The sequence below is a fragment of the Stenotrophomonas sp. YJH_SMC_91 genome (assembly GCF_059368495.1).
The window spans coordinates 82,821-98,038 of the sequence record NZ_JCAFRT010000015.1; the positions used below are offsets into that span (position 1 = coordinate 82,821).

The window sequence follows — 15,218 nt, forward strand, 5'->3', positions numbered from 1 at the left end:
CCCGGGCGGCATACCCGGGAATTCGGGCTTAGAAGTCGTACTGCAGGCGTCCGGTGACCGCGCGCGTGCGGTCCACCGTCACCCCGGCCAAGCGGTCGCGGTTGCGGCTTTCGATCACGTTGAGCATGAAGCGCAGGTTGTCGCGCAGGTACCAGTTGCCACCCAGCGTCCAGGCTTCGGTGCTGCCGCGGCGCAGGTCCGGCGCACCATCGAGATGCTGCGCGCCCCACATCTGGTCGTAGCGTAGCGCCACTTCGAACGCGCCGGCCCTGTGGCGGATATCCTTCACCCGCGCGAAGCGGCCGGTCTTGCGGTCGTAGGCGCGGCTTTCGCCGGTGACGAACCAGCTAACCATGCCGTAGGCGGCCATCACGTCGCCGCGCTGTGAACCGTCATCGAAGGTGGCGCCACTGAACTCGCCCTGCCACGACAGCGGGCCGCGCACCTGCGCGTATTCCAGCGACCACTTGTTGACGTCGGTATCGCGGCCGGCGGAGAAGTCGACCAGGGTCAGGCGGCTTTCATCGGACAGGTGGCCGGCCGGGCGTGGTCGGATCTTCAGGCCCGGAACGCCGTTCGCGCCGGGGTTGTCATAGGCCTCGCGGGCCAGCGACAGGCCCAGGTGCAGCACGTCGCCATCGGCGGGCGAGGGCGCCCAGGTGACACGGCCACCGGCAGCACGCCCCTTCACCTGCCAGGCGTCGATGCTTTCCAGGCTGTAGATGCTGGCGGCCCAGGTGAAGTCACCCGGATTGGCCTGCCACGACGCGCCCAGCCGGTACAGCGGCGCCAGCGTGGTGCCGGCGTTGCCGCGCTCCAGGAAGCTGCCGTAGTTGGAACTGGTGCGGTCATCCAGCGAGAAGTACTGCTTGAACTGGCCGACGGTCAGCTTGCCGGCCTTGCCGAAGCTGCGCGCCAGGTACACGTCCTTGGCCTCGACGCGGTCGCCGGAGAAATCGGCCTCCAGCTTGTAGTCGACCACGAAGAACTTGCCGGATACGTCAACCCACGCGCGGCGGATTTCGGTGTCGTCCTTGTTCGGGGTGCCGCGGTTGTCGTTGTCGAAGGTGGCGAAGTCCAGATGCAGGCGGCCCCCCAGGGTGGCGGTGACCGGACGGTCGTCTTCGGCAGCGAAGCCCGGCGCCGACAGGACAGCCAGCGCCATCATGGCGGCAGGACGCCGCCAGGCAAACGTGAATTCCACAAACCCTCCCAGGTGCGCGCCAGGCGCGCGGCAATCGTGGGCACCGGACGGTGCGCGGCCGCAGTCTGGGTCGGGCAAGCTGTCATCGTCCTGTCAACGGATTGTGCGGTGCAGCGTAAAGCGGCTCGCTGCTGCTTCCTGGCAGGGCCCGGCGAGCGCGGCAGCGGCATGCGGTAGCATTCGTTTCCCCTCCCACCCTCGTGCCCATGCGCCTGCTGCTGGTCGAAGACAACCCGGATCTGGCCGATGCGATCATCCGCCGCATGCGCCGCAGTGGGCACGCCGTGGACTGGCAGGCCGATGGCCTGGCCGCCGCCAGCGTGCTGCGCTACCAGAGCTTCGACCTGGTGGTGCTGGACATCGGCCTGCCCAAGCTCGATGGCCTGCGCGTGCTGGCCGGCATGCGCGAGCGTGGCGACAGCACGCCGGTGCTGATGCTGACCGCACGCGATGGCATCGAAGACCGCGTGCAGGCGCTGGATGTCGGCGCCGACGACTACCTGGGCAAGCCGTTCGATTTCCGCGAATTCGAAGCGCGCTGCCGCGTGCTGCTGCGTCGTGCACGAGGCCAGGCCAGCGAAGTGGTGCAGATCGGCGGCTTCCAGTTCGACAACGCGGCGCACCGGGTCAGTCTCGACGGTGAACCGATCGAACTGCCCAACCGCGAGTACCGGCTGCTGGAGATCCTGGTCGGCCGCCTCGGCCAGGTAGTCGGCAAGGACGAAATCGGCAACGGCCTGTTCGGCTTCGACGACGAAGCCGGCCCGAATGCCATCGAGCTGTATGTCGGTCGCCTGAGAAAGAAGCTGGCAGGCGCACCGCTGCGCATCACCACGGTGCGCGGCGTTGGCTACCTGCTGGAAGCCAGTGACGGCAGCGCCGACGCCGATGGCTGACGCGCGTACCGCGAATGCCGCACCGGGCTCGCTGCGGCGCACGCTGCTGGTCTACCTCGGCGCGTTGCTGGCGGTGTTCGCGGTGGCCCTGCTGTTTGCCGCGCGCGGCTATGGCCAGCGCGCCGCCAACCGTTCCTACGACCATCTGCTGGTGTCCTCGGCACTGTCCATCGCCGATTCGGTGGCCCTGGTCGATGGCCAGTGGCAGGTCGATCTGCCCTATGCCGCGCTGGACCTGCTGGCGATGGCCCCGGAAGACCGCGTGTTCTATCGGGTCGCCGACAGCCGCGGCAACCTGATCACCGGCTACGGCGACCTGCCGGCGCCGCCGCGACGGCCCGGCACGCAACCGCAGCTGTTTGATGCGGCGTACAGCGGCGAGACCGTGCGCTTCGTGGTGGTCGGCCGCAGTTTCGCCGCCGCCTCGGCGCAGGGGGAAGTACAGGTGCAGGTCGGCCAGACCCGGCGTGCGCGCGAAGCGGTCGCGCAGGACATGGTCAACCGTGCATTGCTGGCGATCGGTGTGCTGTCCGGGCTGCTGCTGGCGCTGGTGGCCTTTGGCGTGCATCGCGCGTTCCGGCCATTGGTGCGGGTGGAACGCGAGCTGTCGCGCCGCGAGCCGTCCGATCTGAAGCCGCTGGATGCGCGCGTGCCGCGCGAGATGGACCAGATGGTGGCGGCGTTGAACCGCTTCATGGAACGACTATCCAGCAGCAACGAGACCTTGCGCGCGTTCATGGCCGAGGCCGCGCACCAGATGCGTACGCCGTTGGCTGCCCTGCGCGCGCAGGCACAGCTGGCGCTGGATGACGACGACCCCGAGGACATGCGGCGCAGCCTGCAGGCGATCGAACGCAATGCCACCCACATGAGCCGGTTGCTGAACCAGCTGCTCAGCGATGCCAGCGTGATCCATCGCTCGCACCTGCAGCGCTTTGCGGCGGTGGACCTGGCCGAGACCGTGCACCAAGCCCTGCATGAAGCGCTGCCGCAGGCCGGCCCGGCGCCGCGCGTGCAACTGGCGATGACCGCCGAACCGGTGCAGGTGCACGGCGATGCACTGCTGCTGCGCGAAGCGATCAAGAACCTGGTCGACAACGCATTGAAATACGGCGGCGACGGCCCGTTGCAGATCGCCCTGACCGTGGAAGGCGGGCAGGCCGTGCTGACCATCGCCGACCACGGTGCCGGCATTGCCGCCGCCGATGCCGAACGCGTGTTCGAGCGCTTCGCCCGTGGCGAAGGCGCGCCGTCCGGCGGCGCCGGGCTTGGCCTGGCCATCGTCAAGCGCGTGGTCGACAGCCATGGCGGTCGCATCGACCTCAGCAATCGCCCACAGGGCGGGCTGGTCGCCACCATCCGCCTGCCCCGGAGCACTCCATGATCCGCCTGTTCGCTGCTGCCGTTGCCTTGCTGCTGGCCCTGCCGGTGCTTGCGGCACCGGGCGACGTGCGCCGCTTCCCGGCCCAGGCAAAGGCCACTGCGCAGCTGCGCATCCACGGCACCACCGACATCGAAGTGTTCGCGGTAGTGATTGCCGACTACCAGCGGCTGCACCCCGGCACTGAGGTGGTGTACGAGGACATCATCACCCAGGACCTGTACGCGCGGTACCTGCACGACCGCGGCGGACCGGCATCGCCGGACCTGCTGATCTCCAGCGGCATGGACCTGCAGACCAAGCTGGTCAACGACGGCCACGCGCTGCCGCATCGTTCGGCGCAGACCGCTGCGCTGCCGGCCTGGGCGCAGTGGCGCAACGAGGCCTTCGGCATCAGCTACGAGCCGGTGGTGATGGTCTACAACACCCGCGCACTGCCGGCTGCGAAGGTGCCGCACACGCGTCGGCAACTGCTGGACCGGTTGCGCGCGGAGGGAGCACCGCTGCGCGGCAGGGTCGGTACCTATGACATCGAGCGCAGCAGTGTCGGCTACCTGTTGTCTACGCAGGACGCGCAGCGTGGCAGCATCGCCGGCGCGTTGCTGGGCGCGCTGGGCGACAACGACGTGGTGCGCGATGAGCGCACCGGCGTGCTGCTGGACAAGGTCGCCAGCGGACAGCTGTCGCTGGTCTACAACGTGCTCGGCTCCTACGCGCAGGCGCGCATCGACGCGGGTGCGCCGCTGGCGATCGTGGAGCCCGAGGACTACACGCTGGTGGTGCTGCGTACCGCGGTGATTCCACGTACCGGCCCACACCCGGAAGAAGCCCGGCGCTTCCTCGACTACCTGTTGTCACCGCGTGGCCAGCAGGTGCTGTCGCGCGAGGCACGCCTGATGCCGATCGTGACCGGCAACGCACGTGGCGACGATGCGCCCGGCCGCAGCCGCCGCCCGATCCAGCTCGGCCCGGGCCTGCTGGTGTACCTGGACGCGCTCAAGCGCCGCCAGTTCCTGGATGCCTGGCGCAGCAGCGTGGAGCCGGCAGGGCGCTAAACCTAGGAGCCATTCCCGCCGATATCCTGTTTCCAGTCGTGTGAGGAATGAGCATTGGGAAGGCTGAAGGACAACTTCGAAGACCTGGAAATGATTGGCTCAAGGGTCATGCGTAGCATTCACTGGGCCCGTACAACGGCGGTAAGGCGAGTCCTTCTAGTTATAGGCTCCTCGGTGGTTATCGTCGGCCTGTACCTTTTGCTAATCAATCATCTGAGCTCGTATCAATTGGAGCGAAGTGACTATCGAGCCAAAGCGGCTAGTCAGGACTATGACGCGATTCAATATGCGGAGTTGCTGGACCTGATCGATGAATGCCTGGCTCCACGTAATGCTGCGCTGGCGGGATTTGCCTGCAGGGCAGCGGACCTGAAGTACTCCGAGGTCCAGCGGGGATCGGCTGTGGTAAATCGAAAAGAGGTTCTGGAGAGAGGTGACTACCCTCGGATGCGGATTGACGTCCGGTCGGCGCAGCGATTGTTGGATCTTCAGCGCATTGGTAGCGTTCCTTCAACCCTGCGTGAGGATCTGTACGAGGTGATGCGCAGTACGTATGGCAAAGTTGGAACAGCCCTACTGATCGGTGTCCTGTATCTGACGATCTGGTTGGTGCCGCATTTTCTTAATTACAGAGAGTCTACACAGCAGTCGCGGCAGCCCTTTCTGGGGCATCGACTGGCCGGCGAAGCAAATGAAGAAGGTATTCCCTTTGGTGACATGCCAAACTTGCCTCATGAGCGAATACACCATCCTGATCGCCGATGACCACCCGCTGCTGCGTTCGGCGGTGGTGCAGTCACTGCGGCAGAGTCTGCCGCTGGCGCAGGTGCGCGAGGTCGCCAGCGCCGAGGCATTGGCCGAAGCACTCGACGCGCACCCGGACGTGGACCTGGTGCTGCTCGACCTGACCATGCCCGGTGCACACGGTTTCTCCGCGCTGCTGCACGTGCGCGGCTCGCATCCGGACATCCCGGTGGTGATCCTCTCGTCCAACGACCATCCGCGGGTGATCCGTCGTGCCCAGCAGTTCGGCGCGGCTGGTTTCATTCCAAAGTCTGCTCCGGCCGAGACCATCGGCGAGGCGGTGCAGGCGGTGCTCGATGGTGGCCTGTGGTTCCCGGCGATGGCCGCCGAACGCTCCGAGGCCGACGCACTCCTGGCCAGCCGCCTGGCGCAGCTGACCCCGCAGCAGTTCCGCGTGCTGCTGTGCCTGGCCGATGGCCTGCTCAACAAGCAGATCGCCTATACGCTGGGGTTGGCCGAGAACACGGTGAAGGTACATGTCACTGCGATCCTGAAGAAGCTCGAATGCCACAGCCGCACACAGGCAGCGGTACTGGTGAAGGCGCTGGAGCCTGAGGGCGACGCCGGCATCGGGTTGTAGTTTCCAGCCAACGGCGCAGCCCCTCGTGGGTGGGTTTGGGTTGGTCGCTGAAAGCAGAAGCTGCGAGCGGGCCAGTCGGGTTGGGTGCGCGGGGGACGCCGTGAATCCGTCCCTGGAGGCTTGGCAGCCGCTTGCTCGTGTGCGCTGTCCTGCGCACACGGCAAGACCCGGGTTGGGCGTCCTGCCCAACCCGCCCGAGGCATGCCTCGGGCCCATGCGGCTGACACCCCCGCGCACCCAACCCGACCGACCTCTGACAGATTTCGGTGGCCTGTCACCCACGGAAGAGAAAAGAAGATCAAAAGCAAAGGCAGCCTGGCAGGCCATTTTTCGTAGAGCCGAGCCCACGCTCGGCTGCTTTCCGGCCCGTCCGTGAGGCCGAGCATGGGCTCGGCTCTACACGAGCAAGCGCAGCGCGCGACCCGCTTTTGATCTTTTTTCTTCTCCTAGGGTGGACGCGCACGGAACGTGTCCGTGGCCGGGCAGATGGGCTGCACAGGGGCGTGAGCCGCATGGATGCGGCGACCGAGCTTACAGGGACGTACTTGCAGCGGCCCCTGTGCAGCCCATCTGCCCGGCCCCACCGATGAACTGCTTTGTGCGACCACCCACGAGGGGCTGCGCCGTTGGCTGGAAACTACCCGCGATGCCGGATCAACAACTGGCTCATCAACGCCCGCAGCGCCGGCGGCTTCACCGGCTTGGCCATCATTCCCCAGCCGCGCTCGGCGGCCATCTCACGCAATCCCGCATCGCGCTCGGCGGTGACCAGCACCACCGGCGGGCGGGCCTGCCACAACTCGGCCAGCGTCTCGTACAGCACCGGCCCGTGGTGATCGCCCATGCGCACATCCAGCAGCACCAGCTCCGGCACCGCGCCTGTTGCCGCCAGCTGCAGCGCCGCCTGCGGGCCGTCGGCCAGCGCCACCTCGCAGCCCCAGCGCTCCAGCAGCGCGCGGCTGGCGGCGCAGACGTGCGGATCGTCGTCGATCACCCACACCCGGCGACCGCGCAGCGGATTGTCCGCGGCCGGTTCCTGCACCAGCACCGGCACAGGAGCAATAGCGGGAATCGCGCTGGCTTCGCCGAACGGCACGCCCACCGCGAACACGCTGCCCTGGCCCAGCTGCGAGCGCAGGCGGATCGGGTGGCCGAGCAGCCGACCGATGCGGTCGACGATTGCCAGGCCAAGGCCGGCGCCGCGCTGCTGGCCGTCGTGCAGGCGGCGGAACTCCTCGAAGATCTCGCCCTGCAGTGCATCGGGAATGCCGGGGCCCTGGTCGTGAACTTCGATCCACAGCAGGCCTTCGCGGCGACGGCAGCCGAGCAGCACGCGGCCACGTTCGCTGTAGCGCAATGCGTTGGACAGGAAGTTCTGCAGGATGCGGCGCAGCAGCGCTTCATCGCTGACCACCACCGCAGCGGTATCGACCCAGTCGACCACCAGCCCACGTGACTGCGCGGCGATGCCGAACTCGCGTGCCAGCGTCTGCAGCAAAGGCCCGAGCCGGAACGCCTGTACGCGCGTGGGCAGGCTGCCCGATTCCAGGCGCGCGATATCCAGCAGGCTGTTGAGGATCGCATCCTGCGCGGCCAATGCAGCATCGATGTGGTCGCTGGTCTGTTGCTGCGCCGGGTCACTCAGCTTGCCGCGCAGCACCGAGACGAACATGCGCGCCGCGTTGAGGGGCTGCAGCAGGTCGTGCACGGCCGAGGCGACGAAACGGGTCTTGTAGCGGTTGGCCTGCTCGGCTTCGCGGCGTGCTTCTTCCAGATCATGGGTGCGTTCGGCGATGCGGTGCTCCAGCGCATCGGCCAGGGAGCGCAGTTCGCGCGCGGCGTTCTTGTAGCTGGTGATGTCGGCATAGCTGGTGACGAAGCCGCCGTCAGGCAGCGGATTGCCACGGATCTCCAGCACCGTGCCGTCGTCCTTCTCGCTCTCGCGCATGTGCGGGCGGCCGCTGCGCAGGTGGTTCAGGCGACGCTCGATTGCTTCATCGACCGGGCCCGGGCCGAGCAGGCCACGGCGTGCGTTGAAGCGGAACAGTTCCTCGATCGGCCGGCCGACGCGAACCAGGTCCTGTGGGAAACGGAACAGTTCCAGGTAGCGCGAGTTCCACGCGACCAGGCGCAGTTCGCGGTCGATCACCACCACGCCCTGCGGCAGGTGTTCGAGGCTGCGGCTGAGTCCGCTGTCGGCGTCGGTGGCCGCCTGCAGCAGGCCATCCTGTGCGGTGCGCAGTTCCCGTGCGTGCTGCTTGAGCAGGGTTTCCAGTTCGCGGCGGCTGCGCAGGCGATGCTTGGCCAGGCGTCGGCGCTGCTGCACGAACAGCACCAGGAAGCCCAGCGCCAGCCACGCGGCACCTCCGGTGAGGGCGGCTGCGCGACCGGCGGCGGTGGCGGCGCTGGCGTCGTGCAGCAGATGCAGGTTCCAGCCTTCGGCGGGCAGCGGCAGGCTTTGCCACAGCATCAGCTGCGGCAGTGCGGGATCGAGCAGGCGCACCATGCGGCCACCATCGGCAAGCACGTCTTCAGTACGCGCGCGCAATGGCTGCAACGCGCGGTCGGCGTATTGGCGGGCGTCCAGCATTTCGCGGCGCTCATCGGCGCCCAGCGGGCGCAGCAGGCGGTAGCGCCAGCTGTCACGGTTGGCCAGGAACACCACGTCATGGTCGTCGCTGGCCAGCACCACGTCCGGGCTGCTCAACCATTCCTGTTCCAGCGCCGACAGCTCGACCTTGATCACCACCACGCCGAGCCGCTTGCCGTCTTCCTCGATGGCCTGCGACAGGTAGTAGCCGGGTACGCCGGTGGTCATGCCGATGCCGTAGAAGCGGCCGCGGCCCTGCGCCAGTGCCTGCCGGTAGTAGGGGCGGTAGCTGTAGTTCTCGCCGACGTTGCTGGTCGGCTGGTCCCAGTTGCTGGCCGCCACTGCCACCCCGTCGTGGCCGACCAGGGTCAGGGTCGAGGCACGGGTGACTTCATTGGCGCGTTGCAGCTTGAGGTTCAGCCGCTGCTGTTCGGTGGGCGAGGGCGGCACACGCAGGGCGTGCAGCAGATCCGGATCCAGCGCCAGTACCTGCGGCAACGTGCCGAAGCGGTCGATGCGCTGCTGCAGGCCCTGGCCGTACAGCTGCAGCTGGCGTTGCACCTGGCTGCTTTCCTCGCCGAGGGCGCGCCGCCAGGCGTAGTGGCCGGCGGCGACCGCACAAAGCACGGTGCCTCCGACCATCACCAGGATGGTCAGCAACAGCATCCGGTGGCGGCTGAGCCAGTACATGGCGGCAGTCTACGCAGGGCCGGCGGGCGTGACGTGCACGCCCGCCGGGATCTGACGTGGAAGGGGTCAGAAGTGCATCTGCGCGCGCAGCTCGAAGATCTCCGGCGTGCTGTGCACACCACGACGGCTGGCGTCGACCTTCACGTAGTTGGCCTGGAACTTGAAGTGGCTGGTCAGGTACCAGTTCGCGCCCAGGGTCAGGTCGTGCTGGCGGCCACCAAGGATGCTGCCATCGTCCAGGTCCATGCGGCTGTAACGGGCCACCAGTTCCACCGCGCCGTAGTCGTGCGCCGGCTTGATGTTGGCCACGGCACCTGCGTTGTACGGGCGCGACTCGCCGGTCAGCACCCAGCTGGCCATCGCGTACTGGCCGCTGCCGGTGTAGTCGGGCTTGCCGTCATGGCGGGTGACCGTAGCGCGCAGGGCTTCGGCCTGCAGCGAGAACGGGCCGCGGATCCAGATGCCTTCCAGGCCGGTGCGGCGGATCTGGTCGGCGGTGACCAGGGCGCCGGAATCGACGTAGCGGATGTCGGTCAGGCCGGCTTCCGGGCGTGCGCGAAGGCGCGCGCTGGCCTCGTGGTGCACGTCACGGCCATCGCTGTAACCGCGCGGATTTTCCTGCGAGTAGGCCAGCCCCAGGTGGATCACGTCACCCGGCGCCTTCACCGGGGTCCACACCGCACGTACTGCCTGGGTGGTGCCGGGGTTGTCACCCTGCAGGTCCTTGCCGCCATAGGCGCCGGCCTGCAGCAGGTACTGCGGACGCTCCAGCACCCATTCCACGCCGGTGCGGCGGCCTTCGTAGAAGGCCTGCACGGGCAGCGCGGTTTCCAGGAAGCTGCCGGCGCGCGAAGAGGTGTTCGCATCCAGGCCGACCGGGGTCTTCATATAGCCGAAGCGGAAGCGGCCGATGTCGCGGCCGAAGAAGGCCTTGCTCTCGAAGCGCACGAACACGTCCAGCCAGGTATCGGACTGGAAGTCGTAGTAGACCATCGCGTCGTAGACGCCCTTCTTCTTCAGCGTCGCACCGAACTCCTTGCGGCGCACGGCGTCGTCGTCCTCCAGGCCGCTGCCCGAGGAGAAATCGTTGTAGTCGTAGGCGATGTTGGCGGTAGCGGCCAACTCGGTGCCGTCGCCGAAGGCGTACTTGGTCGGCCAGTTGTCGAAATCGGCAGCCGAAGCGAAGGCGGGAAGCGCGGCCAGCGACAGGGCCAGCAAGGTGGGAATCGGGCGCATGTTGGGTGCGGCTCTCTCAGATTGCGTGTGGACAGGACAACAACGGCCGCAGGGGCCGAAACTTTCGCAATGACGCGCCCGGCCGTTCAGCACGGGCCACCGGCCTCGCCAGGATCGGGCGGTGCGGCGCCAGTGTAGGCATCGCCGCCACCTGAACCGGGGGGCTAGTACCAATAGGTTATCTGCGCCGGCGTGCCCGGCGCGTACAAAGGCGTCCATTGGTCGCACCTCCTGCGCATGCAGCACAGGGCCTGCGATCAGTTTCCACGGTAACGGTTCCCGTGCTGTCCCGGGGCCGTACGTGCCTGAAAACGCCCCTTCCGGAGTCCGCCATGCACATCCCGACCGCAGCCCCGGCGCCTGCAAAGCCGTTGCCGATCTATCGCCAGCTGTATTTCCAGGTGATCGTGGCGATCGTCCTGGGCGCCATCCTCGGCCACTACGAGCCGCTGATCGGCGAGAAGATGAAGCCGCTCGGCGATGCCTTCATCAACCTGGTGAAGATGATCATCGCGCCGGTGATCTTCCTCACCATCGTCACCGGCATCGCCAGCATGACCCACCTGCGCACGGTGGGCCGGGTGTTCGCCAAGGCGATGGCGTACTTCCTGTTCTTCTCCACGCTGGCACTGATCGTGGGCATGATCGTGGCGCACGTGGTACAGCCCGGCGCCGGCATGAACATCAACCCGGCCGAGCTGGACCAGACCGCGGTGCACAGCTACGTCGAGAAGTCGCACGACCTGACCCTGGTCGGTTTCCTGATGGACATCATTCCGAAGACGCTGGTGAGCGCCTTCGTCGACGGCAACATCCTGCAGGTGCTGTTCATCGCGGTGCTGTTCGGCATCGCGCTGGCCTCGGTGGGCGAGAAGGGCAAGCCGATCCTGAACTTCCTGGAGGCGCTGGTCGCCCCGGTGTTCAAGCTGGTGCACATCCTGATGAAGGCCGCCCCGATCGGTGCCTTCGGCGCCATCGCCTTCACCATCGGCAAGTACGGCGTCGGTTCGCTGGTCAACCTGGCGTGGCTGGTGGGCTCGTTCTACCTCACCGCGTTCCTGTTCGTGGCGGTGATCCTCGGTGTGGTCTGCCGACTGTGCGGCTTCTCGGTGTTCAAGCTGGCGCGCTACCTGAAGGCCGAGCTGCTGCTGGTGCTGGGCACTTCCTCGTCGGAGTCGGCGCTGCCGTCGCTGATGGAGAAGATGGAACGCGCCGGTTGCAGCAAGTCGGTGGTGGGCCTGGTGGTCCCGACCGGCTACTCGTTCAACCTGGACGGCACCAACATCTACATGACCCTGGCGGCACTGTTCATTGCCCAGGCCACCAACACCGAACTGACCCTGGGCCACCAGATCGCCCTGCTGCTGGTTGCCATGCTCAGCTCCAAGGGTGCGGCCGGCGTCACCGGTGCCGGCTTCATCACCCTGGCCGCCACCCTTGCGGTGGTGCCGGAGGTACCGGTGGCCGGCATGGCGCTGATCCTGGGCGTGGACCGTTTCATGAGCGAATGCCGCTCGCTGACCAACTTCATCGGCAATGCGGTGGCCACCGTGGTGGTTTCGCGCTGGGAAGGCGCGCTGGACCGCAACCGCCTGCAGCTGGCGCTGGATGGCCGCGAAAGCGAGCTGCCGCCGCCGGTGGACGCACTGCCCGAGGCGCTGCCGGCCAAGGGCTGACCCAGGTGTGTGGTACCGCGGGGCCGATCACGACAGTGGTACGGCCCCGCGGCGTTTCAGGGCGTCCCATGGCTGTCATCGGGGGCGCCGATGCTGGCATCCCGGTACCGTCGCATACGGCACGGAATTGTGCAGTCGCAGCATGCCTGCGACAGCATAGCGACAGGTCCAGACGCTCCAACGGGGGTATCATCCCCTGTCCCTTCTGCCCATTCATGTAACCCACATCGATGTCCAACGAAGATTTCAAACAGGCCGCCCTCGATTACCACCGGATGTCCCCGCCGGGAAAGATCAAGGTTTCCGCTACCAAGCCCATGCTGACCCAGCGCGACCTGTCGCTGGCGTATTCGCCGGGCGTGGCGTACGCCTGTGAAGCGATCAAGGCCGACCCGCAGCAGGCCAGCGAGCTGACCGCCCGCGGCAACCTGGTGGCGGTGATCTCCAACGGCACCGCGGTGCTGGGCCTGGGCAACATCGGCGCGCTGGCCGGCAAGCCGGTGATGGAAGGCAAGGGCGTGCTGTTCCAGAAGTTCGCCGGCATCGATGTGTTCGACATCGAAGTGGATGAAACCGACCCGGACAAGCTGGTCGACATCATCGCCTCGCTGGAGCCGACCTTCGGCGGCATCAACCTGGAAGACATCAAGGCGCCGGAGTGCTTCGTGGTCGAGCGCAAGCTGCGCGAGCGCATGAAGATTCCGGTGTTCCATGACGACCAGCACGGCACGGCGATCATCGTCGGTGCGGCCGTCCTCAACGCCATGGCGATCACCGGCAAGAAGATCGAGGACGTGAAGCTGGCGACCACGGGCATGGGCGCAGCCGGCATTTCCTGCGTGAACATGCTGGTGCAGCTGGGCCTGAAGCCGGAAAACATCCTGGCCTTCGACCGCGAGGGCGTGATCCACACCGGTCGTACCGACCTGGATCCGGAAAAGCAGCGCTATGCGCGCGACACCGACAAGCGCACCCTGGCCGAGATCGTCGACGGCGCGGACATCTTCCTGGGCCTGTCGGCACCGGGCATCCTGACTGCCGACATGGTCAAGACCATGGCGCCGGACCCGGTGATCTTCGCGCTGGCCAACCCGACCCCGGAAATCATGCCGGAGGTGGCGCGCGCCGCGCGTCCGGACGCGATCATCGGCACCGGCCGTTCGGACTACCCGAACCAGGTCAACAACGTGCTGTGCTTCCCGTACCTGTTCCGCGGTGCGCTGGACGTGGGCGCCACCGCGATCAACGAGGAAATGAAGATTGCCTGCGTGCGTGCCATCGCCGCGCTGGCCCGTCGTGCCGCCACCGACATGGGCTCGGCCTACGGTGGCGAGACGCCGAGCTTCGGCCGTGAATACCTGATCCCGCGTCCGTTCGACCGCCGCCTGCTGGTGGAGCTGTCGGCCGCCGTGGCCCAGGCCGCGATGGACTCGGGCGTGGCCTCGCGCCCGATCGAGGACATGGGCGCCTACCGTGACAAGCTGGCCCAGTTCGTCTACCGCACCAGCCTGATGATGAAGCCGGTCTACGACCGCGCGCGCAGCGACAAGCAGCGCGTGGTGTACGCCGAGGGCGAAGAGGAAGTGGTGCTGCAGGCGGTGCAGAACGTGGTCGACGACGGCCTGGCGCACCCGATCCTGATCGGCCGCCCGGAAGTGATCGAGTCGCGCATCGAGCGCCTCGGCCTGCGCCTGAAGATCGGCGAGAACGTTGAAGTCACCAACATCAACGACGACCCGCGCTTCAACGAATACTGGCAGTACTACCACGGCCTGACCGGCCGTCGTGGCGTGACCGTGGCCGCGGCGAAGAACCTGATGCGTTCGCGCCCGACCCTGATCGCGGCGGTGATGGTGGCCCGTGGCGAAGCCGATGCGATGCTGACCGGCATCGTCGGCCGCTTCCACAAGAAGCTGGGCTACGTGCGCAGCGTGCTGCCGCTGGAGCCGAAGGTCACCTCGACCTCTGCGATGACCGGCGTGATCAACCAGCAGGGCGTGTTCTTCTTCGTCGATACCCACGTGCAGGAAGACCCGACCGCCGAGCAGCTGTGCGAAGCGACCCTGCAGGCGGCCTACCGCATGAAGCTGTTCGGCATCGAGCCGAAGGTGGCGCTGCTGTCGCACTCCAACTTCGGCAGCCACGATTCCAAGGACGCGCTGAAGATGCGCCAGGTGCGCGAGCTGCTGCTCAAGCGCAACCCGCGTCTGAACGTGGACGGTGAAATGCAGGGCGACACCGCGTGGGATGAAGCGCTGCGCCAGAAGCTGCTGCCGGGCTCGACCCTGCAGGGCCGCGCCAACCTGTTCGTGCTGCCGAACCTGGAAGCGGCCAACATCGCCTACAACCTGGTGCGTGTGTTCACCGACGGCGTGGCGATCGGCCCGATCCTGATGGGCGTGAACAAGCCGGTGCACATCCTGACCACCAGCGCCACTTCGCGCCGGATCCTGAACATGACCGCGATCGCGGCGGTCGATGCGCAGATCCGCAAGCAGCTGGAAGCTGAAAAGAAGGCGTAAGCCTTCTTTTCAGCGACAGCTGCAGAAACGCGCCCCACGGGGCGCGTTTCTGTTTCCGCAAAGCGGAAACGGGTAGTGCCGGCCGCTGGCCGGCAGTGATGTCCGGGCGCACGACGTCAGCCGGCCAGCGGCCGGCTCTACCCCGGTCTGTGCCACACGCGCTACGCAACCCGGTCATGTCCCTGCAACGCCGTTGCGGCCCAATACGTCCACGCGGCCCGGCCGTGGGAAGGGACGGGACCGGCCTTCCCACCCTGGGCCCGACCAACTTTCCATGGGCGAGGGTGTCATGCGCAATCGAGTGACGCGGCGGTACTTCCAGCAGCTGTTCGCGCTGTACGCCGGCTTCGTGCAGTCGCGCTGAGGCGTAGACGCAGCGAGGTAGAGTCGACCGTTGGTCGACTATCGCGCGAAGCGCGGGGTTTTAGGGGGCTGTACGAAAGGCAGTCGACTAACTGTGATCTCTCTGTACGTTGTTCATCCGGGACATCTTTGGAAAATGGTGGTTACCACACCTCTCCAGACCCCAAAGAGCCCGGATGAACCACCATAAAAATGCCCGTTTGACCGTCCATAGTCGAGCA

At 66.8% G+C, this 15,218-nt stretch carries 10 protein-coding genes; 7 read left to right on the forward strand and 3 right to left on the reverse strand.

The genetic code is table 11. The annotated features are described in order from the left end of the window. Nucleotides 1-28 precede the first annotated feature (28 nt). Nucleotides 29-1,168 (reverse strand): OprO/OprP family phosphate-selective porin, encoded by a 1,140-nt coding sequence (locus AC5P5X_RS16895; protein WP_111189678.1) that lies wholly within the window; start codon nt 1,166-1,168, stop codon nt 29-31. Nucleotides 1,169-1,410: 242 nt separating this feature from the next. Between AC5P5X_RS16895 and AC5P5X_RS16900 the strand changes: the two genes are divergently transcribed. The 5 genes from AC5P5X_RS16900 (at nt 1,411) to AC5P5X_RS16920 (ending at nt 5,920) form a co-directional block, all read left to right on the forward strand. Next, a complete protein-coding gene (locus AC5P5X_RS16900) occupies nt 1,411-2,100 on the forward strand; it encodes a response regulator transcription factor (protein ID WP_019662067.1) in 690 nt (229 codons plus the stop codon). After that, complete coding sequence (locus tag AC5P5X_RS16905; RefSeq protein ID WP_012481217.1) at nt 2,093-3,484, forward strand: sensor histidine kinase; 1,392 nt, start codon at nt 2,093-2,095, stop codon at nt 3,482-3,484. Before AC5P5X_RS16900 ends, AC5P5X_RS16905 begins: the two co-directional genes overlap by 8 nt. Further along, entirely contained in the window at nt 3,481-4,536 is a 1,056-nt protein-coding gene (locus AC5P5X_RS16910; protein ID WP_111189677.1) for an ABC transporter substrate-binding protein, read from the forward strand. The genes AC5P5X_RS16905 and AC5P5X_RS16910 overlap by 4 nt, the downstream gene beginning before the upstream one ends. Nucleotides 4,537-4,710: 174 nt before the next feature. After that, entirely contained in the window at nt 4,711-5,301 is a 591-nt protein-coding gene (locus AC5P5X_RS16915; RefSeq protein ID WP_164225509.1) for a hypothetical protein, read from the forward strand. Beyond that, nucleotides 5,270-5,920: a response regulator gene (locus AC5P5X_RS16920; protein WP_005414428.1), complete on the forward strand. Its 651-nt coding sequence runs from the start codon at nt 5,270-5,272 to the stop codon at nt 5,918-5,920. Before AC5P5X_RS16915 ends, AC5P5X_RS16920 begins: the two co-directional genes overlap by 32 nt. Before the next feature lie 637 nt (nt 5,921-6,557). Here AC5P5X_RS16920 and AC5P5X_RS16925 read toward each other — a convergent pair. Together AC5P5X_RS16925 and AC5P5X_RS16930 are read right to left on the reverse strand one after the other, a co-directional pair. After that, nucleotides 6,558-9,200, reverse strand: a complete 2,643-nt coding sequence (locus AC5P5X_RS16925) for a hybrid sensor histidine kinase/response regulator (protein WP_111189676.1) — start codon at nt 9,198-9,200, stop codon at nt 6,558-6,560. Nucleotides 9,201-9,266: 66 nt separating this feature from the next. Then, nucleotides 9,267-10,436, reverse strand: coding sequence for an OprO/OprP family phosphate-selective porin (locus AC5P5X_RS16930; RefSeq protein ID WP_005414426.1), 1,170 nt, complete (start codon nt 10,434-10,436; stop codon nt 9,267-9,269). Between the two features lie 332 nt (nt 10,437-10,768). Between AC5P5X_RS16930 and AC5P5X_RS16935 the strand changes: the two genes are divergently transcribed. Beyond that, the gene (locus AC5P5X_RS16935) at nt 10,769-12,112 is read left to right on the forward strand and encodes a dicarboxylate/amino acid:cation symporter (RefSeq protein WP_005410972.1); all 1,344 of its coding nucleotides are present in this window, start codon (nt 10,769-10,771) and stop codon (nt 12,110-12,112) included. A gap of 230 nt (nt 12,113-12,342) precedes the next feature. Then, complete coding sequence (locus AC5P5X_RS16940; protein ID WP_005410971.1) at nt 12,343-14,634, forward strand: NADP-dependent malic enzyme; 2,292 nt, start codon at nt 12,343-12,345, stop codon at nt 14,632-14,634. Nucleotides 14,635-15,218: the final 584 nt, after the last annotated feature.